General features: G+C 64.9%; 21 protein-coding genes and 1 pseudogene. 12 read left to right on the top strand and 10 right to left on the bottom strand.

The features are described 5' to 3' along the window. The first annotated feature begins 3 nt into the window (after positions 1-3). The 5 genes from CQ050_RS20050 to CQ050_RS20070 are packed head-to-tail and all read left to right on the top strand — an operon-like array spanning position 4 to position 5,859. A complete protein-coding gene (locus tag CQ050_RS20050) occupies positions 4-1,650 on the top strand; it encodes an ABC transporter substrate-binding protein (RefSeq protein WP_105558586.1) in 1,647 nt (548 codons plus the stop codon). 10 nt (positions 1,651-1,660) lie between these two features. After that, positions 1,661-2,632 carry an ABC transporter permease gene (locus tag CQ050_RS20055; protein WP_105558587.1) on the top strand — a complete coding sequence of 324 codons (972 nt, stop codon included), beginning with the start codon at positions 1,661-1,663 and terminating at the stop codon, positions 2,630-2,632. 1 nt (position 2,633) lies between these two features. Next, the gene (locus CQ050_RS20060; protein WP_105558588.1) at positions 2,634-3,521 is read left to right on the top strand and encodes an ABC transporter permease; all 888 of its coding nucleotides are present in this window, start codon (positions 2,634-2,636) and stop codon (positions 3,519-3,521) included. A gap of 26 nt (positions 3,522-3,547) precedes the next feature. After that, positions 3,548-5,089 (top strand): class I adenylate-forming enzyme family protein, encoded by a 1,542-nt coding sequence (locus tag CQ050_RS20065; protein WP_105558589.1) that lies wholly within the window; start codon positions 3,548-3,550, stop codon positions 5,087-5,089. Further along, the gene (locus tag CQ050_RS20070) at positions 5,086-5,859 is read left to right on the top strand and encodes an SDR family oxidoreductase (protein WP_105558590.1); all 774 of its coding nucleotides are present in this window, start codon (positions 5,086-5,088) and stop codon (positions 5,857-5,859) included. The genes CQ050_RS20065 and CQ050_RS20070 overlap by 4 nt, the downstream gene beginning before the upstream one ends. A gap of 21 nt (positions 5,860-5,880) precedes the next feature. Here CQ050_RS20070 and CQ050_RS20075 read toward each other — a convergent pair whose 3' ends face one another. Beyond that, on the bottom strand, positions 5,881-6,861 hold the full coding sequence (locus CQ050_RS20075) for a LysR family transcriptional regulator (RefSeq protein WP_105558591.1): 981 nt from the start codon (positions 6,859-6,861) through the stop codon (positions 5,881-5,883). Positions 6,862-7,043: 182 nt separating this feature from the next. Here CQ050_RS20075 and CQ050_RS20080 point away from each other — a divergent pair, with 182 nt between their 5' ends. Both CQ050_RS20080 and CQ050_RS20085 read left to right on the top strand, forming a co-directional pair. After that, positions 7,044-8,366 carry an MFS transporter gene (locus tag CQ050_RS20080; RefSeq protein WP_105558680.1) on the top strand — a complete coding sequence of 441 codons (1,323 nt, stop codon included), beginning with the start codon at positions 7,044-7,046 and terminating at the stop codon, positions 8,364-8,366. A 31-nt stretch (positions 8,367-8,397) separates the two neighbouring features. Beyond that, positions 8,398-9,711 (top strand): ArgE/DapE family deacylase, encoded by a 1,314-nt coding sequence (locus CQ050_RS20085; RefSeq protein ID WP_105558592.1) that lies wholly within the window; start codon positions 8,398-8,400, stop codon positions 9,709-9,711. On the opposite strand, the gene CQ050_RS20090 is transcribed toward CQ050_RS20085, so the two are convergent. From CQ050_RS20090 to CQ050_RS20100, 3 genes are all read right to left on the bottom strand, one after another. Beyond that, positions 9,708-11,114: a TolC family protein gene (locus tag CQ050_RS20090; RefSeq protein ID WP_158266072.1), complete on the bottom strand. Its 1,407-nt coding sequence runs from the start codon at positions 11,112-11,114 to the stop codon at positions 9,708-9,710. The two genes, CQ050_RS20085 and CQ050_RS20090, sit on opposite strands and share 4 nt — an antisense overlap. Before the next feature lie 64 nt (positions 11,115-11,178). Further along, positions 11,179-12,321 carry an HlyD family secretion protein gene (locus tag CQ050_RS20095; protein WP_105558594.1) on the bottom strand — a complete coding sequence of 381 codons (1,143 nt, stop codon included), beginning with the start codon at positions 12,319-12,321 and terminating at the stop codon, positions 11,179-11,181. A 1-nt stretch (position 12,322) separates the two neighbouring features. Continuing rightward, on the bottom strand, positions 12,323-12,832 hold the full coding sequence (locus tag CQ050_RS20100) for a DUF3302 domain-containing protein (RefSeq protein ID WP_233214179.1): 510 nt from the start codon (positions 12,830-12,832) through the stop codon (positions 12,323-12,325). An 82-nt stretch (positions 12,833-12,914) separates the two neighbouring features. Here CQ050_RS20100 and CQ050_RS20105 point away from each other — a divergent pair, with 82 nt between their 5' ends. Continuing rightward, positions 12,915-13,844: a helix-turn-helix domain-containing protein gene (locus CQ050_RS20105; protein WP_158266073.1), complete on the top strand. Its 930-nt coding sequence runs from the start codon at positions 12,915-12,917 to the stop codon at positions 13,842-13,844. A 126-nt stretch (positions 13,845-13,970) separates the two neighbouring features. Next, positions 13,971-14,801 (top strand): polyphosphate kinase 2, encoded by an 831-nt coding sequence (gene ppk2 / locus CQ050_RS20110; RefSeq protein ID WP_199196883.1) that lies wholly within the window; start codon positions 13,971-13,973, stop codon positions 14,799-14,801. Between the two features lie 21 nt (positions 14,802-14,822). Here the strand turns inward: ppk2 and CQ050_RS20115 are convergent, their stop codons facing one another. From CQ050_RS20115 to CQ050_RS20125, 3 genes and pseudogenes are all read right to left on the bottom strand, one after another. Beyond that, positions 14,823-15,311 (bottom strand): DinB family protein, encoded by a 489-nt coding sequence (locus tag CQ050_RS20115; protein WP_105558683.1) that lies wholly within the window; start codon positions 15,309-15,311, stop codon positions 14,823-14,825. A 27-nt stretch (positions 15,312-15,338) separates the two neighbouring features. Continuing rightward, positions 15,339-15,737: pseudogene (locus CQ050_RS20120) on the bottom strand (VOC family protein); the annotation flags it as partial. 21 nt (positions 15,738-15,758) lie between these two features. After that, positions 15,759-16,763: a threonine/serine dehydratase gene (locus CQ050_RS20125; RefSeq protein WP_105558596.1), complete on the bottom strand. Its 1,005-nt coding sequence runs from the start codon at positions 16,761-16,763 to the stop codon at positions 15,759-15,761. 85 nt (positions 16,764-16,848) lie between these two features. Between CQ050_RS20125 and CQ050_RS20130 the strand changes: the two genes are divergently transcribed. Both CQ050_RS20130 and CQ050_RS20135 read left to right on the top strand, forming a co-directional pair. Beyond that, positions 16,849-18,183 carry a PLP-dependent aminotransferase family protein gene (locus tag CQ050_RS20130; protein ID WP_199196878.1) on the top strand — a complete coding sequence of 445 codons (1,335 nt, stop codon included), beginning with the start codon at positions 16,849-16,851 and terminating at the stop codon, positions 18,181-18,183. A gap of 76 nt (positions 18,184-18,259) precedes the next feature. After that, the gene (locus tag CQ050_RS20135; RefSeq protein ID WP_105558597.1) at positions 18,260-18,880 is read left to right on the top strand and encodes a glutathione S-transferase family protein; all 621 of its coding nucleotides are present in this window, start codon (positions 18,260-18,262) and stop codon (positions 18,878-18,880) included. Between the two features lie 28 nt (positions 18,881-18,908). Here the strand turns inward: CQ050_RS20135 and CQ050_RS20140 are convergent, their stop codons facing one another. Next, entirely contained in the window at positions 18,909-21,242 is a 2,334-nt protein-coding gene (locus CQ050_RS20140; protein ID WP_105558598.1) for a cytochrome P450/oxidoreductase, read from the bottom strand. A gap of 104 nt (positions 21,243-21,346) precedes the next feature. Between CQ050_RS20140 and CQ050_RS20145 the strand changes: the two genes are divergently transcribed. Continuing rightward, the gene (locus CQ050_RS20145; protein ID WP_105558599.1) at positions 21,347-22,168 is read left to right on the top strand and encodes an IclR family transcriptional regulator; all 822 of its coding nucleotides are present in this window, start codon (positions 21,347-21,349) and stop codon (positions 22,166-22,168) included. Here the strand turns inward: CQ050_RS20145 and CQ050_RS20150 are convergent. After that, on the bottom strand, positions 22,158-23,141 hold the full coding sequence (locus CQ050_RS20150; protein ID WP_105558600.1) for a hypothetical protein: 984 nt from the start codon (positions 23,139-23,141) through the stop codon (positions 22,158-22,160). The genes CQ050_RS20145 and CQ050_RS20150 overlap by 11 nt on opposite strands. Positions 23,142-23,158: 17 nt before the next feature. Continuing rightward, positions 23,159-23,950, bottom strand: coding sequence for a hypothetical protein (locus CQ050_RS20155; protein WP_105558601.1), 792 nt, complete (start codon positions 23,948-23,950; stop codon positions 23,159-23,161). Between the last annotated feature and the right edge of the window lie 9 nt (positions 23,951-23,959).

Consider the following 23,959-nt stretch of genomic DNA (forward strand, 5'->3'; position numbering starts at 1 on the left):
ATCATGACCCAAGCCCCGCCCCTCGGACGGCGTGCCTTCCTGACTCGCACCGTCGCTGGCGGTCTGGCCGCCACCGGCCTGGGCGCGTTGCCGCAGGCGCTGTACGCCGCTACCGCCCAACCTGGCTCAGACGCCGGTCCCCCTCGTAAAGGCGGCACGCTGGTCGCCACCTGGGGCGGCCTGGAGCCGCAAGCGCTGTTCGTGCCGGGCGGCGGTGGATCCAGCCCGTTCCAAACGTCTACCAAGATCCTGGAGCGGCTGCTCAAGCTGGACGCCAACCTGAATTTCCAACCGGCGTTAGCGCTTAGCATCACCCCGGCGGCGGACTTCCGCAGCTACAGTATCAAGCTGCGCGAAGGCGTCACGTGGCACGACGGCACGCCCTTCACGTCGGCCGACGTCGTCTACAACGTGCTACAGCACTGGAAGCCGATTTCGGCGGGCATTGCGCTGAAGTCATTGACGGACGCCTCCGCGCCGGACGCCCACACGGTGGTCCTGACTTTCAACGCGCCGGTGCCGGAGTTCTTCCTGAAATCCACGCTGGCGGGCCAGTATCAGTTGTTGGTTCCCAAGCATCTGTATGACGGCAAAGACCTGATCACCCATCCGCTGAACAACACGCCGGTAGGGACGGGCCCCTGGAAATACGGCAAGTGGGTGCGCGGCAGCTACGTCGAATACCAACGCAACGACAAGTACTGGAACCCGGGCGAACCCAACTTGGACAAGCTGGTCATCCGGTGGTGGTCCGACCCTGCCTCGCGCGGCGCTGCACTCGAAACCGGCGAGCTGGGCCTGGCCTATTCCAATCCGGTCCCCGCCCGCGACATCGACCGTCTGGTCAAGACGGGCAAGGTCGTGGTGGACACGCGCGGCTACCAGAACACGGCCTGGACCGTCACCGCGGAGTTCAATCAGCGCCGCGACATCGTCAACCGCCGCGAGGTGCGCCAGGCCGTCTTGCACGCCATCGACCGCCAGTTCATCGTCGACACCATTTATTACGGCCGGGGCAAACCCGCCATTGCTCCCATTTTCAGCAGCAATCCGCTGTTCTTCACCGAAGACGTGCCGCGCTATCCCTTCGATCCCAAGAAAGCCGCCGCGTTGCTGGATGCCGCCGGGCTGCCCGTCAAAGACGGCAAACGCTTCACCGTCAACTTGGTGGCCGCCGCATGGTTTGAAGAAAACGCCAAGCTGGGCCAGTACCTGAAGCAGGCGCTGGAAGACGTGGGCATCGCCGTCAAGCTGGATTCGGTGGACCGCGCCACCGCGCTCAAGCGCATCTATGGCGACTACGACTACGACATCGCGGTGTCCAACTTCACCTCGCCGCTGGAATTGGTGCCCACCGTGACCCAGTTCTTCACCACTGACGGGATTGTGAAAGGGGCAGCCTTCCGCAACGCCACCGGCTACTCCAGCCCCGAGATGGACGCCCTGGTCGGCAAGCTAGCCGTCGAGACCGCGCCCCATGCCCGCAAGGCCCTGGCCGCGCAGTTCGCACGCCTGGCCTCGACCGACGTGCCGATCGTGCCGCTAGTGGAAATCCAGTCCTTCACGCTGGCCGGCAAGAACGTGCGCAACTTCACGACCGGCGCGAACGTCCAGGGAGAAACCCTGGCCGACGTCTGGTTGCAAGCGTAAGAGATTCGCCATGCCGTTGCGTTTGATCTTGCGCCGTCTGCTCCAGGCCGTTCCGCTGTTGCTGGGCGTGGTGGTGCTTAACTTCGCCCTGATCCAATCCGTACCCGGCACGTTCCTGGACGTCATGACGGCCGAACAGCAGGTCACCGACCCGGCGCTGATCGAACGACTGCGCGTGACGTACGGACTGGATCAGCCACCAACCGTCCAATTGCTCAAGTACATCGGTTCGGTCGCCAGCCTGGATTTCGGCTATTCATACCGGCACAACCTGCCGGTGCTGGACGTGATCCTGGCCCACTTGCCGGCCACGCTGGTGCTGATGCTCGCCAGCATCGCCATTGCCGTGCTGGTCGGCATGGCGGCGGGCATCGTTTCCGCCGTCAAGGTCAACACCTGGTGGGACAGCGCGGTGTCGGCGTTTGCCGTGCTGTGCTTTGCCGCGCCCAGTTTCTGGCTGGGCATCATGCTGATCATTCTGTTTTCGGTGAAGCTGGGCTGGTTTCCCGTAGGCGGCATGGTCACCATCGGCTTGGACGGCGGCATGTGGCGGCAGGCGCTGGACGTGCTGCACCACCTGACGCTGCCAGCCATCGCCCTGGGCCTGTTCTATTCCGCAGCCTATGCCCGCGTCATGCGGGCGTCGATGCTGGAAGTCAGCCGCATGGACTACGTGCGCACCGCCTACGCCAAGGGCCTGACGCGCACGGCCGTGGTGCTTCGGCACATCCTGCGGAACGCGGTACTGCCCATCGTGACGTTGCTTGGCCTGCAATTGGGTTCGGTGCTGGGCGGCAGCATCGTGGTTGAAGCCGTGTTCAGTTGGCCCGGCATCGGTGGCGTGCTGTTCGACAGCGTGATGAGCCGCAATTACCCGGTGGTGCTGGGCATCCTGGTGCTGAGCTCCCTGGTGGTGATCCTTGCCAATATCGTCGTCGATCTTCTTTACACGCGGATGGACCCGCGCATCAAGGCTGCCTGACATGTCAGCATCCCCTACCCTTACCACCCTGCCCGCCGCCCGCGGCACACCTCGCACGACCTCGTTCGCCGCTCGATTCGTCCGCCACCGCGGCGCGGTAGCGGGTGCAGTCGTGCTACTGCTGATCGCACTGCTGGCCGCCAGCGCCGGTTGGCTGTATCCGATCAACCCACTGCGCATCGTCGGCGCACCCGAGATCTGGCCCTTCGAATCCTGGCGCTATCCGCTGGGCACGGACTCCATGGGCCGCGACATCGCCGCGCTGATCGCGCATGGCGCACGCGCCACTCTCCTGATCGGACTGGTTGCCGCCATGGCCGCGACCCTGATCGGAGTCAGCATCGGTGCGGCCGCCGCCTGGTCCGGCGGCTGGGTCGACGAAGTGCTGATGAGGATCACCGAACTGTTCCAGATTATTCCGAACGTGGTGTTCGTGTTGACCGTCGTGTCGGTGCTGGGTCCGCACATCGAAGCCATCACGCTGGCCGTCGGATTGGTGTCGTGGCCGCCCATCGCGCGGCTGACCCGCGCCGAATTCCTGTCTTTCAAAGAACGGGAGTTCGTGCAGGCCAGCCGCGCCGTGGGTATGAGCCCCTTGCGCATCGTCGCCGCTGAGATCCTGCCCAACGCGCTGCCGCCCGTCATTGTGATGTCGTCGCTTGTCGTGGCGGGCGCCATCCTGTACGAATCGGTCGTGTCCTTCCTGGGACTGGGCGACCCCAATATCGCCAGTTGGGGCCGGCTAGTCGGCGAAGGCCGCAGCCTGATCCGATCGTCCTGGTACATCTGCGCCGTGCCCGGCGTAGCGATCATGCTTGCCGTGCTGTCTCTGAATCTGGTCGGAGACGGCCTGAATGACGCGCTCAACCCCAAGCTGCAAAAGCGTTAAGCGCCAAAACTCCCGGAAATTCCCCGATGACGCATCCTTTGAAGAACCTGGGCGAGCTGGCTGACCCCAGCCGCTTTGCCGACCTGCCCGCCATCGTCGACCTGCGGCTCGCCGACGCGCCCGTCCGTTACTCGCACGGTGACGTGCATCAACTTGCCGGCGGCGTCGCCGCATGGCTGGCGACCCGCGGTCTGCCGGCCGGGGCGCGCATCGCCATCGCCGCGTTGAATCGCGCCGAATACCTGATCACTTACTTCGGCATCATGCGCGCGGGCTTCGTGGCCGTTCCGATCAACATTAAGCAGACGCAAGAGAATATCGATTATGTGATCCGGGACGCCGGGATTGCGCTGGCCTTTGTCGACAGCGCTCGCCGCGCGGCTTTCGAGGCCACGGTGCCGGTCCTGGATTTCGATGACGCCGGGCCGCAGGGCTTTGCCGCGCAGATCCTGCCGACGGCTTTCGACACCATCATCCCAGCGCCGGACGACGTGGCGCAGATGCTGTACACGTCCGGATCCACAGGCAAACCGAAAGGGGTTCCGTTGACGCATGCGGGCCAGCTATGGGCGCTTGCCGCCACGTCAGGCTCGGCTGCCGCCCCCGACTCGCAGGAACACTACCTGCTGGCCCAGCCGCTCTTTCACATGAACGGCCTCTTCATGGCCAAGCGCGCGTTCGCGAGTCATAGCCTGCTGGTGATCCAGCCTGCGTTCGACGTTGCCGCCTATGCCGATGCACTGGAACGCTACCGCATTACCGTCCTGACTGCCGTGCCGACGATGTTCGCCAGATTGGTCAAGGAGCCCGCCTTGTTGCGTGACCGCGACCTGTCTTCGCTGGGGCGCGTCATGCTGGGTTCGGCACCGATGACCGCGGCGCTGTATGAGCGCATCCAGCAGGCCTTGCCGCAGGTGCGCATCACCCATGGCTACGGCACCACCGAGGCCGGGCCCGCCGTGTTCGGCCCGCATCCAGACGGCCTGCCAACGCCGCCGCTGGCGGTGGGCTATCCGATTGATCCGTCCCAAGTCCGTTTGGCCAGCGGCGCGAATCCGGACGAAGGCGTGCTGCTGATGAAGAATCCGGCCGTGTTGTCCGGCTATCACAACCTGCCCGAAAAAAGCGCGCAAGTGCTGCGCGACGGCTGGTACTACAGCGGTGACGTCATGCGCCGCGACGCTCAGGGCTTCTACTATTTCGTGGGCCGGGCGGACGACATGTTCGTCTGCGGCGGCGAGAACATCTATCCCGTGGAAGTGGAAAAGCTGCTGGAACTGCACCCGGACGTGCGCCAAAGCTGCGTCGTGCCCCTGGATGACGAAGAGCGCGGCCAGATCCCGGTCGCATTCATCGTGCGCCGCGACGGTAGCGCCCTGGACGCCGAGAGCTTGAAGCGCCATGCGCTGGCCAGTGGCCCTGCTTACCAGCACCCGCGTCGCATCCGCTTCGTCGACGAGCTACCTTGGGCCGGCACCAACAAGGTCGACCGCAACGCCCTGCTGTTGCAGGCGCGCGCGCTGGAAGCCGGCCAGAAATGGACAACCTATGAAACGGAGGCCGCATGAGCCAGCCCTCTGACAGCTTGACGGGCAGGACCGCCCTGGTCACCGGGGCCAGCCGCGGCATCGGCCGCGCCATCGCCCTGGGCCTGGGCCGGCGCGGCGCGCATGTTGCGGTTCACTACCACGCGGCCAACGACGCGGCGGATGAGGTCGCCGGTATGATCCATGCAGCGGGCGGCCAAGCCTGGACGCTGCGGGCCGACCTGTCCGCGCCTGAGGCCGCGTCCGACTTGGCGCTCGAGCTGCGCCAGACCTTGTTCGAACGCAACGGCGACGCCGGCCTGGACATCCTTGTGAACAATGCCGGCGTTGGCTTGCGTGCCCTTCTGGCGGACGTCACGCCGCAGGACTTCGATCGTGTGCTGCAAGTCAACCTGAAGTCGCCGTTCTTCCTTATCCAGCATTGCCTGCCGTTCCTGCGCGACAACGGTCGCATCATCAACATATCGTCGATGGGCACCCGGGCCGCCTATCCGGAGATGAGTGTCTACGCGCCTGCCAAAGCGGGGCTGGAAGCGTTGAGCCTGTTGTTGGCCGCCGAACTGGGCGCACGCGGGATCACGGTCAATGCGGTCTTGCCCGGGGCGACCAGCACCGACATGAACCCGCGCGCCCGCAACCCGGAGATCAGTCAGGTCATTGCCAAGACGATTGCGCTGGGCCGCGTCGGTCAGCCGGAAGACATCGCGGATATCGTCGCGTTCCTGGCATCGCACCAGGGCCGTTGGATTACCGGGCAGAGCATCGATGCCACAGGCGGACAACGCCTGTAGTGGATGCTTGAGGTCTACGGCCTATTGCACGGGCAGATCGTTGGAAGCCAGCCGCTCGGCCATCGAATAATCGTCGATATAGTCCCGAAAATGCTTCAGGAATGCGGCTTCCGCCGGTGTTGACGGCGCGTCGCGGTGCCAAAGCAGATGAAGCTCGACCGAGCAGACCCCTTCCCCGGGCGGCAGGCGCCACAGGCGTCCTTGCGCCAGGTCGGCCTGGACGCTGTGCTCAGGCAGGCAGCCGATTCCAAACCCCGCGATCAGCAGGCGCTTGACTTCGTCATGCTGTGTCGACGACGCCACGATGCGGCCGGAAAAACCGCGCTGGTCGCGGAAGATGGTCAGCGGAGACAGGCTGCCGCCCAAGGCGTCACTGGCGAACGAGACGAAATTCTCGCCCAGCAGGTCCTCGATGCGGATGTCGGGCTTGCCGAACAGCGCATGGTTGCGCCCGCAGAACAGCGCGTACCGCTGCTGCAGGAACACCTTGCTTTCCAGGCGCTTCGGAATCTGCCGGCTTAGCGCAATACCCGCCGTGGCGGCGCGTTGCTGCATCAGGGTGACGATCTCGCTGCTGGGCATCACGTCCATCTGGACCTCGATCCGCGGGAATGCGCGATGGAAGTCCGCCCAGAAATCGTCATACACCGCCGAGTGGATCCGGCTGGCCACCAGCAGATGGATCCGCCCTGCGGCTTCAACTTCGGTCTGCGAGACCTCGGTCAAAAGCTGCGACACGTTGCCATAAATGGCTTGCGCCGCCCGGCATGCCTCTTCGCCGGCATTCGTCACCGTGAATGCCATGTTGTGCCGTTCGATCAACCGCCGTCCCAGCTGGTCTTCCAGGCGCTTGAGTGCCTGGCTGACCGCGGACTGGGTCAGGTGCAGTTTGGTCGCGGCCCCGCTGATACTGCGTTCCTGAACAATGACCAGGAAAGTACGCAGCAAATTCCAGTCGAGCCGATCGCCGGTGCGGGTTTCGGGAAGCATCGAAGCGGTCATGGGCGTTGCGCCGGGTTAGCCGATGTTTGGCGCCGTGCGGCGCAAGAACGCGGAAAGTGCGGGCGAATTCGCCCGAGATCAGTCTAACTTAAGTCGATTATTAAAAAGCATAAATTGACGTTATGTCCAGCCCGGAGCGATAAACCCGCCTTCGAACAATGATATTCAGCGAAGAGGAATCCATGGCCGCTCCCGCCAGTCCTTCCACGGCGCGTCAGCCCGTTCGGGCCGCAACCGCCGCATTCGTCGGCACCACCATCGAATGGTATGACTTCTACATTTACGCGACGGCCGCCGCGCTGGTGTTCGGCAAGGTGTTCTTTCCCACCGCGGATCCGTTCATCAGCACCATGGCGTCGTTCGGCACCTTCGCCGCCGGCTTTTTGGCCCGCCCGCTGGGCGGCGTGATCTTCGGGCACCTGGGCGACCGGGTTGGCCGCAAGAACGCCCTGATGGCGACCCTGATCATCATGGGCGTCGCGACGGTCGGCATCGGCTTGCTGCCCAGTTACGCCACCGCGGGTTTGTGGGCCCCTGCCCTGCTCTTGCTGCTGCGCTTGGCGCAAGGCCTGGCGGTTGGCGGAGAATGGGGCGGCGCCGTCCTGATGGCCGGCGAACACGCATCGCAGCGCCGCCGCACCTTCGCGGCGTCGTTCGCGCAGCTGGGCAGCCCGGCCGGTCTGATCCTGTCGCTGCTTGCGTTCCGGCTGCTGACCACGTTGGATGAAGCGGACTTCGTCAGTTGGGGGTGGCGCGTGCCTTTCCTGATCAGCGCCGTTCTGCTGCTGGTGGGCTACTTCATCCGGGTTGGCGTCAACGAGTCCCCCGATTTCGCGCAGGTGCTGGAACGCCAGGAACGCGCCGAGGTTCCAGCAAAGGAAGTGCTGCGTACCGCGTGGCGCACCGTTTTGCTGTGCATGGGCGTGTGCACGGTTGCAATCGGGGGCATCTACTTCACGAATACGTTCATGCTGTCGTACACCACGCAGACGATGGGCTTGTCGCGCGCGCTGATCCTGGATTGCCTCTTCGTCGTGGCCATTATCCAGTTCCTGGTCCAACCGCTGGCGGCCTGGCTGGCAGATGCGGTCGGACCCGGCCGCGTCCTGATCACGGCCGCGGCGTGCTCGGTGCTGGCGCCTTATCCGATGTTCATGCTGGTCAGCCAGGGCACGGCCTTCAGCATCGTCGCGGGCATCTCCATCGTGCTGGTCTTCATGGCGGCAATCTACTCGGCGATGGCCGGATACATCAGTTCGGCGTTTGCCACGCACGTGCGCTATTCGGGCATTTCGCTGTCGTATCAGCTTTGCGGCGCGGTGGCGGGCGGCATGACGCCGCTGGTCGGCACCTGGCTCACCTACCACTATCCCGGCCAATGGCTGCCCCTGGCCATTTTCTATTCGACGTTGTCCGCCATCACGCTCGTCTCGCTCTGGGCGTTGGCCGGCCATAAGCGGCGGTTGGCCCTGGACACCCCGCACGCCGCGACGTCGGCCGCCTGACTCCGATACCCCCCTCTCAGAAGGAATTCGCATGACGCAACCCACCACGCCGCCCGCGCTGACCGAGGCGCAGACCCGACGCATCCTCCAGGCGGTCGACGCCCGGTTTGACGCGCAGCTTGCCTTCACCCAGGACCTGGTCCGGTTCCCGTCCCTGCGAGAGCAGGAGCATACGGCCCAGGATTTTCTGTATGAAGCGATGCGCGAACGCGGTTTCGCGATGGACCGCTGGCGGATCGATGTCAAGGATATCGAATCGCATCCCGGCTTCGGCCCCGTGACCGTCTCTTATGAAAACGCCTTCAACGTCGTCGGTACCTACCGCCCCGACACGCAAACGGGCCGTTCACTTATCCTGAACGGGCACATCGACGTGGTGCCGACCGGGCCCGTCGACATGTGGAGCCGTTCACCGTGGGATCCGGCGATCATTGACGGCTGGATGTACGGCCGAGGCGCGGCGGACATGAAAGCGGGCCTGGCCGCCAATCTGTATGCCTACGACGCGGTGCGCGCGGCCGGCTACGAGCCCGCTGCCCCGATCTATTTCCAGTCGGTCGTCGAAGAGGAATGCACGGGCAATGGCGCGCTGGCGGCGCTATTGCGCGGCTACCAGGCTGACGCCGTGATCATTCCCGAGCCCGAAGAGAACATGCTGGTGCGCGCCAACGTCGGCGTGCTGTGGTTCAAGGTCCGCGTGCAGGGCCACCCGACGCATACGCGCGAGATGGCCAATGGCTTCAACGCCATCGACGCAGCCTATGCCGCGATCGAGGCATTGCGCGGCATCGAGGCCAAGTGGAACAGCGAACACCACTGCCACCGTCATTTCGAGCACCTTGACCACCCCATCAACTTCAACATCGGCAAGATCGCCGGTGGCGACTGGCCCTCGACGGTTCCCCCCTGGTGCGAGTTCGACGTGCGTGCGGCCATCTACCCCGGAACGACCGCGGACGAGGCGCGCGAGCAGATCGACGCCTGCCTGCGCGACGCGGCGTCCGACCGCAGGTTCGGCGGCACGCCGCCCCAGGTGACCTACACCGGCTTCTATGCCGAAGGCTATGTGCTGGAGGAAGGCAGTGACGCGGAAAACACGCTGCGCGAATGTCACAAGCAGGCGTTTCACAGTGACCTGGAAAGCTTCACCACCCCCGGCTACCTTGATGCGCGCGTGTTCGTGATCTACGGCAACATGCCAACGCTGGTCTATGGCCCGAAATCGCTAGACATCCATGGGTTCGACGAGCGCGTCCACATCGAATCCCTACGCCTCATCACCAAAGCCATCGCCCTCTTTATCGCCCAATGGTGCGGCGTCAACGAGGCCGCGCCGCAAGGCTAAGGCGCCGGGGCGCCGCCAGCGGGCGGCTGGCCGGCCACGGCCGGAGCCGCCTGCGGTTCCGGCGCAAAGTGGCCGCCCAGCGCAAGATGCAGGTTTACGCGCTGGACCAGCCGCTGGGCGCGAACGCGCATCAGGTCGCTCTGCACGCGCAACAGATCGCGCTTGCGCTGCAGGACATCAAAATCGTCGAACTGACCGATTTGCCGTTGCACCAATGCCAGCTCCAAGGCGCGGCTGCTTTCGGAAAACTGGCGCTGGATCGCCCGTTCGCGCAGCGCCAACTGCTGTTCGCCCGTCAGGCCGTTCTCGACTTCGCTCATTGCGATGAGAATCGCGCGCGCATACAGCGCCAGCGCCTCACGCTGCTGCTCGGTACGCAACTCCAGCGTGATCTGCCGACGCCCGGCATCGAACAGCGGCCACGTCAACGCCGCGCCGACCGGGAACACCCAGCTTTGCATGCTGGTCGCCAAGCCCGAATAGTCTTTTGTGAAACGCCCTGCGCCAGCGAATATCGCAATGGCAGGCAATCGGGCCGCTTTCGCTTCTTCCGCGCCAAAGTACGCCGACACGAGCCGCTCGCGTGCGGCGACGAGGTCGGGCCTGCGGTCCAGCAGGTCCAACGGCAGGCCCGCGGCCACCGGGGCGGGCGCGTCTGGAATGGGCTCGTCGGCTTGCGCGGCGCCAGCGGGGTAGCGGCCCAATATCAATTCCAGCGCCCGTAATGCTTGCGCCCGGGCCTGTTCGCGCTGACCGACCACGTCAGCCGCGGCAGCGACTTGCTCGGTCCAATGCGCGACATCCATTTCGCTGACTTTGCCGATGCGTCGGCGGTATTGGATCAGGCTGAGCTGCTTGCCCGTCGTAGTTTCCAATTCTTGCGCAAGGGCGAGCTGACCGCTGGCCTCAAGGGCCGCCAGCCAACTTCTGGCGGTCAATGCGCCGATGGATTGGCGGGCATAGGCGTAGTCCGCCTCCGCCGAGCGGTATCCCGCCTCGCCCGCCATCTTTTCGGCCCGCGCCCTGCCCCACAGGTCGATCTCCCAGTTCATCAGGACGGCATAGCCATTGGCCGAAAAGGCGCTGCCAGGCGTGGGGTCCGTTGCCGTTCGGGCGCCCAGGCCAACGGTGGGCAGTAAGTCAGCGCCCGCCAATCTGGCTTGGTGCGCCGCTTGCTGCATCCGGCTTGCGGCAACGCGCAAGTCCAGGTTGTTGCCCAGCGCCTCGTCGATCAGCGATTGCAGCGTGCCGTGTTCGGGAAATCCGGCCCATTGGGGCGCGAACGCGGCGGTTTGCGCGCTGGCAACCCACTGGGCCGGCACTTGCGTGCCCGCCATGGCTTGCTGATACAACGCGTCTTTGGCAGGTGGGTCCAGGTTGGCGCAGCCCGCCATCAACACCATGGCGCAGCATACCGTTGCGAGGACGCGGGGGGCGATCGGACAGCGTGCTGGCATCTGGCCCCCGTCAGTGAAGCTTGAGAACCAGGTAATCCAGCTTGGCGGACACGCGGAATATCACTTTGCGAACCATGTGCAGCGCGCCCAGGCTGTCGGTGTAGATGGCCGCCTTGCCGCGCGCGCCCATGGCCAAGGCCATGTCTTGCGGCGTCTCAAGATCAATGCGTACCGCGTACTGCATGGGCGGCGCGGCGTGGTCGCCCTCGGAGGTCGTGCCGGGCAGCAGCCCGGATGCCTGGAACTGCCCCTGCGAGGTCGCCCAGACGATCGAATCCACCTTGCCCTTGAAGACGTGCCCCGGCACCGTGCGCAGCGACACCTCCACCTCGTTGCCAGCCTTCACTTTCGTCAGCTGATTCTGGTCGAAGAACGCAATCACCTGTTGCGTGGTCTCGACGAACGACATGATGGGGCGTATCGGTATTGCGGCCGCATACGACCCCACCCGGGCTTGCAGGTTGATCGCATAGCCGTCGGCCGGCGCGTATAGCGTCGTCTGCGCAAGTTCCCATTTCGCCGTATCCAGCTCGGCCTTGACTTGCGCGACGGCCACTTGGTCGCCTTCGAACACTGCCCCCACGCTCAACCGGACCTTGCGTTCCGTTTCCCGCGCCGCCTCCCAGTTCGCAAGCCGGACCTTCAGTTCGCTTTGGAAGCTCTGCACGTCATATTGGCTGCCGGCGCCGCGCGCCGCCAAGGCGGTGCTTTGGCGAAGCCGCATGCGGGCGAGTTCGACTTGCGCCAAGGCGGCCGCCGTCATCGCTTGCGCCGACGCGAGGTCCCGGTCCAGGGACTGCTGGCTAGCCTGGGCATCCACCAGCTTGGCTTCCAGCTGCCTGACCTTGAGTTGATAGGGCTCGGCGTCCAGGCGCAGCAGCACGTCGCCCTTTTTGATGGGCCGGTTCCCCTCCACCGCGATTTCCGTCACCCGTCCCGTCACCCGGGGGACGATTTCGACGACGTAGTTGACGACCCGCAATTCCGTCGACGACGGCGTGACGACGTTGATCGTCAGGACAAGCGCCGCCAAGCCGGCCGCGCCCACCGCAACCACCCCGACCTGCGACTGGATGTTCCAGGGAAGCAGCTTCAGTTTGATGAAGACAAGCCAAACCAGCAGCCCATAGACGACACAAATGAGCTCTAGCATGTCATTCCCCGGTGCGGCCGGCTGGGGGCGATGGCGCGGGCGCCTCTTCCTTGACGCTCATCTCCGGGTCGTCATGCACGTCTCTGCCGTAAGCCAGCCGGTATCCGATCGGTTTCGTATGCGCCCACAACCAGGCGAAGGGCCAGAGCATGCCCCCGAACGCCAAGGACAGCAGGCAAAGCGATTTGATCGCCTCGGCTTGGGGATGATGCCGCTTTTCGGCGATGACTTCCGGCAAGACGTGCAGCTTCCAGAATATCCAGATGGCCAGAATGGGAACCATGACCAGCACGACCCAGACGAGCACATCGGCGATGGCGTCTTCCAGGTGGCCCCCTGCCGCGTAGCCGGTAACCGGCGCCAGCGTAGACGCGATGGCCGGGATGACGACGAGTCCGCGTCGCGGATTGGCAAGAAACATATCGAACCCCCTCTTCCCAATGGGATGCTGATGGTCCAGCACGTCGTCGGGGTGGTCTTCGCTTCGGAATGCCTGCGCGGAAGCGCGCATACGGCATTTTCACCAGTGACCGCGCCGTAAGTCCATGCTAATTTCGGCAATATCTAGTCAGCTCCCACCTGCGGAGGGCCGAATGGACCTTCAGCGATTCGAGTCGTTCGATGCGTATGCGGACGCGATATTCGATGCGGACGCCCGGGTTTTCCTTCTGGGATCCAGAGACGGCGGTTGGGAAATCGGTCATCTGGACGTGGACGGTATCGATGTCCAGCGGGGTATCGCGGCCGTGCCGAATCTGTGCGAAGGCGTCGGCTGGCCCTCGCATTTGACGTTGCTGCTGTCCCAGCCCTCGCCCAGCCCCACCTGGCTGAACGGGGTTCCTTTCAATCAAGGATCTCTGGGAGTCCTTGCGCCCGGCAAGGGGTTCGTCTTTCGAGCCGCCGGGCCCAATGAATGGATCACCATCGCGGTGCCGGTCTGTTCCGAGCTGTTCGTGGGCGGCAGCGCCGTGGCCCAGACGCTGCGGCAATGGGCGCGCGTGGCCGACATCGTCAGCGCAGACCATTTGCAATTGGCCGCGTTGCGAGAAGCTGCGTTCCTGTCGATGGCGCCCGCCTGTCCGCCAGCGATCGGCCGCCGTTTGCTGGAACAACGGTTGTCCGACCTGATCGCGGGCCGCTCCCCAAGCCGCCGCGGCAAGGGGCGCCCCGGTTCACCGATGCCCCTGTTATGCGAGGCCGCGTTGACGGTCTTTCGCAAGCAAGGCCAAGCCCTGGACCTAGACGGTCTATGCAAGGGTTTGAGGATCAGCCTGCGGAGCCTGCGGGATTTTTCGCAAGCCTGTTTCGGCATGGCGCCAGGGCACTACCTTTGCCTGCGCAAGCTGCATGACGTCTATCTGGACCTGTCAAACAGCACCGGCCGGCGAACCACGGTGGCGGACTGCTTCCTGCGCCATGGCTACCCCTATTCCACGTATGCGGCAGCGCGCTACCATGCCGTCTTCCTTGAAACACCGTCCGAAACGCGGCATCGGTGCGGTCCGCAGGAACCTCGATCCTGACGGGTTTTCGCCGGAATCATCATGGACTTGCGATGGCGTCGCGCCGCACAATTCCAGTACCGCCGCGTGGACCAGCGGCTAGCACCGATTGCCCCTCGGATTCGCCTACGCAGATCAAGGAGTGGAATGATGGCCAAGAATGGAGAAACGCAAACAGCGCAAGACGGCGGCGCGCCCGTAAATGAACGGCTGTCAGCGAAAGACTATGAACGGGAATTGGCGCGTCTGCACGTCGAGCTCGTCAAGCTTCAGCGGTGGGTCGTCGATTCCGGCGCCAAGGTTTGCATCCTGTTCGAAGGGCGCGATGGCGCCGGCAAAGGGGGAACGATCAAGGCCATGACCGAGCGCGTCAGCCCACGTGTGTTCCGCGTCGTCGCGCTGCCGTCACCGACGGATCGGGAGAAGACCCAGATGTACGTGCAACGCTACCTTCCCCACTTGCCCGCCGCCGGCGAAATCGTCATTTTCGACCGCAGTTGGTACAACCGCGCCGGTGTAGAGCGCGTGTTGGGCTTTTGCACCAAGGAACAGGTGAAATCCTTCTTGAAAGCGGTGCCGCTGGTCGAGCGGGCCATCATCGAATCGGGTGTGATCCTGCTTAAGTATTGGCTTGAAGTCAGCGAGGCCGAGCAAACGCGCCGGCTTCAAGCTCGAATCCACGACGAACGCAAGATCTGGAAACTCTCGAAGCTGGATTTGGATTCCTACAGCCATTGGTATGACTATTCCCGCGCGCGCGACGATATGTTCGCGGCGACGGACACGGAGTATGCGCCCTGGTTTGTCGCCGATTCGAACAACAAGAAGCGCGTGCGGCTGAACATCATCAGCCATATCCTCCAGAGCATTCCGTATAAGGCGCTTCCCATGGCGAAGGTCAAGCTGCCCAAGCGCCAAAAGCCGCAAGGCTATCGCGAGCCCGACCATTCGCGCATGAGCATTCCGCGGAAGTTCTAGCGCCCCGACGGACCACGGCGTTCACATCCCTTTTCTATGGTGGTCCCTGATGAATACGGGCAGATCGTTGGACGGCGGCATAGCCGGCACCTGATACATCATGTCGCCCACGAATCCACGGTGGTAGGTGCCATGGTTAACCACATGCAGCACAATTTCTTCCTGTGTCATGACGCCTTCCCCGCCGCCGACAAACGTGAAATGCACCGGTTTGGCCAAGTCCTCGCCCCGCCACCCGTCGACCAGCGCGATGTACCAGCGGTCCATATCCTGGACAGCGTTCCATAGGTCCATCACGGCGGGCGTATGGTCTGTGTTGCGAGACGTATAGCCGTGCGGCTTGCCTAGAAGGTGATGCTTGAAGATATCGTCGATGACATAGACGTGGTTCAAGGTGTGGACCATGTTTCCAAACCGGGTGGGTCTGGGGCGCAGGGCCTCGCCGTCCGGCAACTGCATGACGGCGTTGAATGTCAGGCCATTTGCCCAGGCTTTGTAGCGAACCTGCATCTTCAAGCTATCCGTCGCGCCGCGGTGCTGGACGTCGCCGCGGCACACCACATGCACCTTATTGCCGTCGGGATCGCGGAGGTATGCGCCGTAATAGTCCGCGCCGTAATGCGGCCGCGGGCCGGGCTTCCCGCAATCGGCGCCCTGTGCCGCGATGCCTGCCGCGTAGGCGGCGTCCACGGCCGCCGGGGTCGGCGCCTGAAATGCCACCATGCTGCCGTTGCCGGCGCGAGCCGCTTTGCCGTCGAACGGCACATAGACATAGAAGCGCGGCAACGCTGCGCCCGGCACAATCCAGCACAGCGACGCGGGCCCGCCGTCGGGTGCGACCGGGCGCCGTACCAGGCCCAAAGGTTGAAGAACGGCATCATAGAAGGCGCCAGCCCGATCAAGATCGCGGCTGCCCACCGTTACGTGGCTGAACATGGTCGAGATTTCCTGGTGTATTCAGACTTGGCGCAGCGCGGCCGCGGTCAGGTCAAGATCGGCGTTGCGCCCGGATAGCGTGACGGCGAAGGTTCGGCCGTGCAGCGGAATCTTCCGCGACAGTACTGCGGCCAGCGCGACCGCCGCGCCGGGCTCAATCGCCAAGCCGAACTCGCTGATGGCGACGCGCATGGCGGCCTTGGCCTCGTCATCGGTCACGGCGAACGTGCCCGCCAGACGCCGCCTGATGATCTCGAACGGCAGCCTGGCCATGTAGAGCCCGCTGATCGCGTCGCAGATCGAATGGCTGCCTGGCGCCAGATCGATGCACCGCCCTGCGGCAAGCGAATTCGCCATCTTCTCGAAACCCACGGCCTCCACGGCATAGACCTCGGTGGCGGGCGAAGTTTCGCCCAGGCCCAGCAGGCACCCAGCCGTCAATCCACCACCAGAACAGCAGGTCAGCAGGACATCGATACGCGCATTCAGCCTGGCCGCTTGCGCGACCATTTCCAACGCAACCGTGCCTGCGCCCGACACGACCCAGAAGTCGTCCGCCGGAGGCACAAGTACCCGGCCTTCGCGTGTCGTGATGTCGGCCGCCACGGCGGCAAGGTCTTTCATCGGCACGGTCACCACGCGGGCGCCATACGCGGCGATACGCTCCGTCTTGGCCGCCGGCGCCGTGTCGGGTACGACGACCACTGCCGACGTGCCCATCAGGCCCGCGCAATAGGCCACCGCCAGACCGTGGTTGCCGGAGGAACGCGCCACGATGCCGCGCCGCCGCTCGTCATCGGTAAGCGCGCCCACCCGATTGGCGGCGCCACGCAGCTTGAACGAGCCCGTCACCTGAAGATTTTCGGCCTTGACCAGCAGCCGCCCGCCGTATTTCTGGTTGAGAAAAGGCGATTCCAGCAGCGGTGTCTCGGTGCAATAGCGGCTGATGCGGCCGGCGGCGGCCTGCACATCGCCGTACGCTGGCAGGGAGCTCAAGGCAAAGTCGGGAGTATTGGTACGCGACATACGGGGTCCGGTGTTATCTTCCATACCAAGAATTGCACGGACGATATGTCGATGCAATGTAAACATTGCACTCGGAGCAATAAAGATGCCGGACTTCCATGCCATCGCCGACGCCGTTGCGGCGGAAATCGCGTCGGGCAAGCTTGCAGCCGGTTCGCGCCTGCCGCCGCAAAGAACTTTCGCCGACAACTGGGGAATCGCGGCCTCGACGGCAAGCCGCGTCTACGCCGAGTTGACGCGCCGTGGCCTCGTCACGGGTGAAGTCGGGCGCGGCACCTTCGTTCGTGCGCCGGAAACCTTGCGCGCCGTTCGCATCAGCGAAGCTGCCGATGCCCCCATCGACCTGCAATTGGCCATCTCGTCGTCGCTGGAACAAGCCGCCTTGATGGCTCCCGCCCTGCATTCGTTGGCCGGGCCAGCGGCGCTGTGGGAGGCGTTATGCGCGGCAAGTCCGTTCGGCCCGGACGGGGCCGGCCCGGCGGTCGCCCATTTCCTGGCGACTTCGCGCTGGACGCCGGACCCGGCGGGCATCCTCTTTGCAGGCGGCGGGCGCCAGGCCATTGCCTGCGCCTTGGCCGCCCTGTGTCAACCGGGCGACCGACTGGGCGTCGAGCCCTTGACCTATCCGTCGATGATCCGTATCGCCGCCCGGCTTGGACTTCAGCTTGTCCCCATCCAGATCGACGACCAGGGGATCGACCTTGAGGCCTTGGCCAGGACGCATGCCGCAAAGCCCCTTGCCGCGATCTACATCCAACCGACGCTTCATAATCCGTTGGGTATATCGATGACGCCTGAACGCAGGCAGGCATTGGGGCACTGGCTGGAGGCTGCCGGCCTGTACTGCATTGAAGATGCCGCGTTCGCGTTCCTGTCGGACGCGACGCCACTGGCGGCGTATGCGCCCGACCGTGTGGTTTACGTCAACAGCATGCAGAAGCGATTGGCGCCGGGGATCGGCGTCGGCTTCGTGGCCGCGCCCCGCCCGGTCAAGGACGCCATTGCCGCCGTCATGCGCGCGGGCGGCTGGATGGCACCGTCCTTGGCGGTGCGCCTGGTCATGTCGTGGATCGCCGACGGGACGGCCGTCCGGGTGGCCGGCCTGAAGCGCAAAGATGCCCGCGCGCGCCAGGCACTGGCCGCCCGCATTCTGGGTGCGGAGCGGGTTCCCGCCCGCACCGACGCGTTCCATGCGTGGCTGGAATTGCCGCCAGCCTGGAGCGCCGACGCGTTTACGGCCGCGGCCGCCCAGCAAGGCGTCGCCATCACGTCTTCCGGCGCGTTCGCCGTCACGCCGGGCCGCGCCCCGAACGCCGTGCGTCTTGCGCTCTCCGCTGCCCCACTGAAGGATCTTGAACAGGGGCTGCAGGTCCTCCGGGCGCTGTTGGCCACCACGCCCAACGATGCGCCAATCGAGTAAGAGTTTGCTATCGTGAATAGCTTGCGGGCCTGGAATTGGTCCGACCGCTTGCCGCCCAAACCGATAGAGGACGATCATGGCCCGTTGGACTTTCTACTCCGCCCCTGGCACTTGCGCGCTGGCGACCCACATCGCGCTGCATGAGGCAGGCGCCGACTTCGATTTGATCAAGCTGGATTTTGCCGCGGGGCAGCAGCAAAGCCCCGAGTACTTGCGCGTGAATCCCAAAGGCCGGGTGCCCGCGCTGGCGACCGAGCACGGCGTGCTGACCGAAACCCCCGCCCTGCTCGCCTTCGTGGCGCAACGTTTTCCTGAAGCCGGATTGGCGCCGCTGAACGACCCCTTCGCGTTCGCGCGGATGCAGGAGTTGACGAGCTATCTGGCGGCGACCGCCCATGTTGCGCACGCGCACAAGCGACGGGGCGCGCGATGGGCCGATGATCCCGCCGCGCACGAAGCCATGCGCCAGAAGGTTCCGCAGACAATGACGGCCTGCGCCGCGTACCTGGAGGGGCTGATCGCGGGCCCGTGGGTGGCGGGCAACGACTATAGCGTGGCCGATGGCTATCTGTTCACCATCGGCAGCTGGCTGGATGGCGATGGTGTCGACATGGCGCAGTTTCCGAAGCTGGCGGCCTACCTGGCGCGTGTGGCCGAGCGGCCGGCGGTGCAGCGCGCCCTGGCCGACGCCCGGTAGCAAGTCGGCCTGACCGTCTGCCGGCGCGTCAAAGCGCCAGCACGATGCGCTGGCCGCAGGCGCGCGAACAACAGCTCATCATTTTTCGATTGGCCTCGCGTTCGGCGCGGGTCAGCACCACGTCGCGGTGATCGATATCGCCGGCCAGCACGCTGACCTCGCAGGACCCGCACAGGCCCTCCTCGCAATCGCTTTGCACGTCGATATTGGCGGCGCGAAGCGCGGCCAGCAGCGTCTGGTCGGGACGCACGGTGACCACCAATCCGGAATCTTTCAGCTCCGCCTCGAAGGCATGCTCGCGGTCGGGGTCCAGCGTGCCCAGCGTGGAATGGAAATGCTCTACCCGCAGCGCGTCCTGCGGCCAATGCGCGCTGGCTTGTTGCAGGGCGTCCAGCAAGCGCGCAGGCCCACAGGCGTAGATTTGGGTGTTGGGGTCCGGTTGCGCCAGCAGCGCGCCGAAGTCGTTGCGCCTGCCTTCGTCGCTGGCATATAGGTGCAGCCGGTCGCCATGCAGGGCCGCCAGCTCGTCAAGCAACGCCATGCCGGCGCGGGTCCGGCCGCTGTAATGCAGTTCGTAGTCCATGCCGAGTTCCCGCGCGCGTCGCGCCATGGCGCTGATCGGGGTAATGCCGATGCCGCCGGCGATCAGGATCGCCTTGGCTGCGCCTTCGTCCAGCCGGAAGTGGTTGCGCGGGCCGCGGACGCGCAGGCGCTGTCCGGGCTTGACGTGGTCATGGACCCAGGCAGAGCCGCCGCGGCCGTCGGCTTCGCGCAGCACGGCGATGCGCAGGCGGCTGGTATCCGAAGGGTCGCCACAAAGCGAGTATTGGCGCGACAGGCCGGTATCGCCGCATTCAATGTCGATATGCGCGCCCGGTGCCCAGCGGGGAAGCGCCTTGCCGTCGGGAGACGCCAGCGTCAGCATGAGGATGCCGCGGGCGGTGGGCTCCACCCGTTCAACCACCAGGTTGCGCGCGCTGGCATGGGCGGAGGGCTCGCCGATGCGCACCGGCTGGCGCTGTTCCAGCAGGCCGGGCTGGCGGCGTTCGGGGTTCCGCGCCGGGTCCCATTCCACCTGCAGATGCTCCGGTCCGCGAAACGAGGTATTGGGCACGTAAGTGAACTGCTGCGGCGACAGGCGCAGGTGCGGCACGCGGCGCGTCAGCTCTTCCAGGAAGATCTGCATTTCCATGCGCGCCAGATTCTTGCCCATGCATTGGTGGGCGCCATACCCGAATGTGAGCTGATCGCTGGCGTTGTCGCGCCGGATGTCGAACAGATCGGCGTCCGCGAACTGGCGTTCGTCATGGTTGGCGGACGCACTGACGATCAAGAGCTTTGCCCCGGCCGGGATCGGCGTGCCGGCAATGGTGGTGTCGCGCATGGCCAGCCGCCGCCAGGCGGCCACCGAGCCGTTATGCCGCAGGCATTCCTCGACCGCGTTCGGGATCAGGGACGGGTCTTCGCATAGCTCGCGCCAGGCGTCGGGATGCTGCAGCAGCAGCTTGATGGCGTTTGCCGAGGCGTTGGCCGTGGTTTCGTGCGCGGCCACGATGCCCGCCATCATCATCGAATGCAGGTAGGAGTCGGTCACGACGTCCGGGTAGTCGCGCTGTTTGCGGATGCCGTATTGCATCCAGCCGGGCTGGTCCGGATCCTGGCGCATCTTGTCCAGGATCTTGCCGGCCAATTGCCAGAAATTGCCGACGGCGTGGGCCACGGCCACTTGTTCTTCCGGCTTGGGCCGGCCCCAGGTATTGACCGTGTGCGCGATCGAATAGCGGCGCAACAGGTCCATGTCCTCTTCGGGGATGCCCAGGAAATGCAGCGCCACCGTCAGCGGAACTTCCCAAAGCAACTGGTCGACCAGGTCGGCGCTGCCGTCGTCAATGAAGCGGTCGACGTATTCCCGGGTCAGGCGCCGCACCATGGGTTCGTGGTGCTTCAGGGCTTCGGGCGTGAAAGGCTCCATCAGCACTCGCCGCCGAGGCATGTGGGCGGGCTCGTCTTCGTTGACCAGCGTGCGGTTCATCGCGTAGCCGTAAGACGCCAGCACGGCGTTCGCTTCCGGCCCGGTCGGCGTGATTTTCTCCAGCGCGATGGACGGGCTGAATGTGAGGTTGTCGCGAAAGATCGCCTTGATGTCTTCGTAGCGGGTCACCACCCAGTAGCCGAGTTTCGGGCTGTAGAAGACGGGTTCCTGTTCGCGCGCCCAGCGCACGTATTCCGGCGGGTCCTGTTGGTAGCCGTCGCCGAAGGGATCGAACTCGGCGGCGCGCTCACTGACATGCATCGGGCAGCCGTCGACGGCCGCAGCAGCGTGGACCGGACAGCCGGACGGGGTTTGGGCGGGTTGGGACATGTCTGCACTCCGGGTGTCATAGGTTTTATGCGTAAATCATATACGCATTGCGTAATCTGATAAACCGGGTTTAACCTCTGGCTCTCCCCTACCCGACTGCGCCCATGACCGTTACCGAACTCCCGCGTCCCCGCGAACGCCGCCAGCGCGTGCAGGCGGCCGAAACCAGCATGGCCGTGCTGAAAGCCCTGGGCCATCTTGGCGGCCGCGCGGGCCTGAGCCTGATCGCGGCCCGGATCGGCGAGAGTCCCGCCAAGGTGCACCGCTACCTGGTCAGCCTGATGGAAGGCGGCCTGGTCGGCCAGGACGCCGCCACCCAGCAGTATTTCCTGGGGCTGGAAACGCTGCTACTGGGCCTGGCGGCCATGCGGCAGGCGGATCCCATTCGCCTGGCCGAAGCGTCGTTGGTCCGCCTGCGCGAAGAACTGGAAGTGACCTGCTTCGTCGCGGTGATGGGCAACAAGGGCCCCACCATCGTGCGTTTTGAAGAGCCGGGGCTGCCCGTCACGGTCAACGTGCGCGTGGGCTCGGTGTTGCCGATGCTGTGGTCGGCTACCGGCCAAGTCCTGCTGGCGACCCTGGACGAGCACGCGGTCCGCGCGCTTGCCCAAGCCGATCTGGACGCAGCCACACCCGAACAGCGGGCGATGCTGGATGCCGCCGACCCGATCGGCACCCTGCGGCGCGCGGTGCTGGCGGCAGGCTGCGCCGTCGTGCGCGACACGAATCTGCGAGGCATCAGCGCCGTATCCGCGCCGATCTACAGCTACGCCGGCCGGCCATGCGCCGTGCTGACCGCGTTGGGCGCCACCGGCGGCTTCGACGCATCGCCCGACGGCCGCGTGGGGTTGGCCGTGCGCCGCGAGGCGCAAGCCATCAGCCGGCTGCTGGGCGACACGCCCCCGCAGGAAAGCGTCAGAAGCTGACCGCCAGGCCGACGGAAAAGCCCGACACATTCTGGCCGAAGACATACCGGCCGACCAACCGGGTCCGGGTGATGAACACGTTGTAGGCGCTGGAATCCAGTTCCAGGCCCGCGCCCAGCGAGGTCAGGCGGTCAAAGCCCAGCACGCCGCGCTGGTCGCCCAGGAATTCGGAATGGGTCAATTCCAGCACGTAGCGCAGCGGCCGTTGCAGCATCGTCAAGCCCGTGGGAGCCCGGTAGCGCGCCCACAGGTTCGCGGACTGCGCGATGGCGTTGCCCTGAACGGCGGCCGAACTGGCAAAGCTCTTCAGTCGAATATCGGAATAGCGCAGCTCCACATCCACTTCGTAGCCGGGCCGGTAGTGCTCGTAATCCAGCATCAGCGATCCGCCGAGGCCATAAGCGTTCAGCGAACCCTTGTCCAGGAAAGTCACGTCTTGCCCGGTCTGACGGCCAACGTACCAGCTGGCGGCACGCAGGTCGCTGGTGACGTTGCCCAGGGCAACGTTGAAAATGGGGCGCAACTTCAGTTCATCGGTAAGCTTGAAGTCCCAACCGATCCCCCCGGTCGCGGAGACGCTATTCCACTTGGTGGGGATCTTGCGGGTCTCCAGGCCTTGCGAGGCGACGAACGTCGGGTCGTAGCGGCTGCCGGCCAGGACGCCTTCCAGATAGATGGGCACCGATTTGGAAATCGTGTCGCCGCCGCCCAACTGCGTCATGTAGAACTCGGTCGATCCCGTCGTGCCGCCACCCCCGCCAATCGACAGTGCGCTGGTCGTGATGTCCGGAACGATCGAAAACGACATCAGCGCTAAGACCCCGTTGGCGCGCTTCTGCAGATCGTCCTGCGTCAACCGGATGGTCGGTTGCGCGGTGGCAGCCCCACCTGCCACGCACGCCTGCGTTGCAATCAGCCACGCCGATATCCGTCTGGCCGCCCTGCTCGACACCCTTGTTTTTCGGTTCGCCATGCCGTTTCTCCGCTTCGCTACTTCACGGCGCCCGCCGCGGCGCTCCCCATGGCCTGGCGCTGCGACAGCAACAACGCGTCGCTTTGGTCGATACGGATCGCGCCGATGCGGGGGAACTCGAAGTCGACAATGATGTAGAGGGCCGCCGTCATGACCAGCGCGTAGATAATCTGGTGGAACACGGTGTCGTGCTTGGCGCCAGCCAGGTTCAAGCCGATCAGGCAGGCGCAGACCAGCGCCAGGAATCCCAGGAACGCATAGGTGACAACGGGCGGGTGGACCTTCTGCGCCACGGTCTGCGCGGTGGACACGTCGAACATGTCGTTGACTGAAGCAATATACGACGCGGCGAACGGCGGCACGGTGTTCCTGCCGGCCGCAATCGAGGTCTTCCAGATTTCGTTCTGGATGGCGCCGACTTTTGCCGCGATGGCGTCGCGCTGATCCAGGTCGGCGACGTGCTTGTAATAGTTGACGCGCTCGTCCACGTAGCGGCGGAATTGGTCGCGCAATGCCGGCTGGTCGGGAGCGTTCAGCAGATCGATGCGCAGCCAGGCCGTGCCGATGGCGTTGACCTCGGTGACGAGCAGGTTCCGGCGGTCCGCCATCCGTTGCGCCGCCCCCGAAAACGTGAATGCGATCAACAGGCCCAGCAACGCGAAAACAGAGGCTTCGATGGCGGCGGAACCGGCCGTGCCCTTATCTTCCCCACCACCACGCAAGCCTATTCGCCGTCCGAACCGGATGGCCCCCAACAACAGAAAGAAGAAGACGACCGCCGAGCCTGCCAATACAAATGAATAGTTCACATTGCCACC

Source organism: Achromobacter sp. MYb9 (assembly GCF_002975275.1).
Lineage (GTDB): Bacteria > Pseudomonadota > Gammaproteobacteria > Burkholderiales > Burkholderiaceae_B > Achromobacter.

Bases quoted from the DNA above. Each gene is read 5' to 3' on its own strand.
- CQ050_RS20050 (WP_105558586.1), top strand. From the start codon at position 4: ATGACCCAAGCCCCGCCCCTCGGACGGCGTGCCTTCCTGACTCGCACC.
- CQ050_RS20055 (WP_105558587.1), top strand. From the start codon at position 1,661: ATGCCGTTGCGTTTGATCTTGCGCCGTCTGCTCCAGGCCGTTCCGCTG.
- CQ050_RS20060 (WP_105558588.1), top strand. From the start codon at position 2,634: ATGTCAGCATCCCCTACCCTTACCACCCTGCCCGCCGCCCGCGGCACA.
- CQ050_RS20065 (WP_105558589.1), top strand. From the start codon at position 3,548: ATGACGCATCCTTTGAAGAACCTGGGCGAGCTGGCTGACCCCAGCCGC.
- CQ050_RS20070 (WP_105558590.1), top strand. From the start codon at position 5,086: ATGAGCCAGCCCTCTGACAGCTTGACGGGCAGGACCGCCCTGGTCACC.
- CQ050_RS20075 (WP_105558591.1), bottom strand. From the start codon at position 6,861: ATGACCGCTTCGATGCTTCCCGAAACCCGCACCGGCGATCGGCTCGAC.
- CQ050_RS20080 (WP_105558680.1), top strand. From the start codon at position 7,044: ATGGCCGCTCCCGCCAGTCCTTCCACGGCGCGTCAGCCCGTTCGGGCC.
- CQ050_RS20085 (WP_105558592.1), top strand. From the start codon at position 8,398: ATGACGCAACCCACCACGCCGCCCGCGCTGACCGAGGCGCAGACCCGA.
- CQ050_RS20090 (WP_158266072.1), bottom strand. From the start codon at position 11,114: ATGGTGTTGATGGCGGGCTGCGCCAACCTGGACCCACCTGCCAAAGAC.
- CQ050_RS20095 (WP_105558594.1), bottom strand. From the start codon at position 12,321: ATGCTAGAGCTCATTTGTGTCGTCTATGGGCTGCTGGTTTGGCTTGTC.
- CQ050_RS20100 (WP_233214179.1), bottom strand. From the start codon at position 12,832: ATGCGCGCTTCCGCGCAGGCATTCCGAAGCGAAGACCACCCCGACGAC.
- CQ050_RS20105 (WP_158266073.1), top strand. From the start codon at position 12,915: ATGGACCTTCAGCGATTCGAGTCGTTCGATGCGTATGCGGACGCGATA.
- ppk2 (WP_199196883.1), top strand. From the start codon at position 13,971: ATGATGGCCAAGAATGGAGAAACGCAAACAGCGCAAGACGGCGGCGCG.
- CQ050_RS20115 (WP_105558683.1), bottom strand. From the start codon at position 15,311: ATGCAGGTTCGCTACAAAGCCTGGGCAAATGGCCTGACATTCAACGCC.
- CQ050_RS20125 (WP_105558596.1), bottom strand. From the start codon at position 16,763: ATGTCGCGTACCAATACTCCCGACTTTGCCTTGAGCTCCCTGCCAGCG.
- CQ050_RS20130 (WP_199196878.1), top strand. From the start codon at position 16,849: ATGCCGGACTTCCATGCCATCGCCGACGCCGTTGCGGCGGAAATCGCG.
- CQ050_RS20135 (WP_105558597.1), top strand. From the start codon at position 18,260: ATGGCCCGTTGGACTTTCTACTCCGCCCCTGGCACTTGCGCGCTGGCG.
- CQ050_RS20140 (WP_105558598.1), bottom strand. From the start codon at position 21,242: ATGTCCCAACCCGCCCAAACCCCGTCCGGCTGTCCGGTCCACGCTGCT.
- CQ050_RS20145 (WP_105558599.1), top strand. From the start codon at position 21,347: ATGACCGTTACCGAACTCCCGCGTCCCCGCGAACGCCGCCAGCGCGTG.
- CQ050_RS20150 (WP_105558600.1), bottom strand. From the start codon at position 23,141: ATGGCGAACCGAAAAACAAGGGTGTCGAGCAGGGCGGCCAGACGGATA.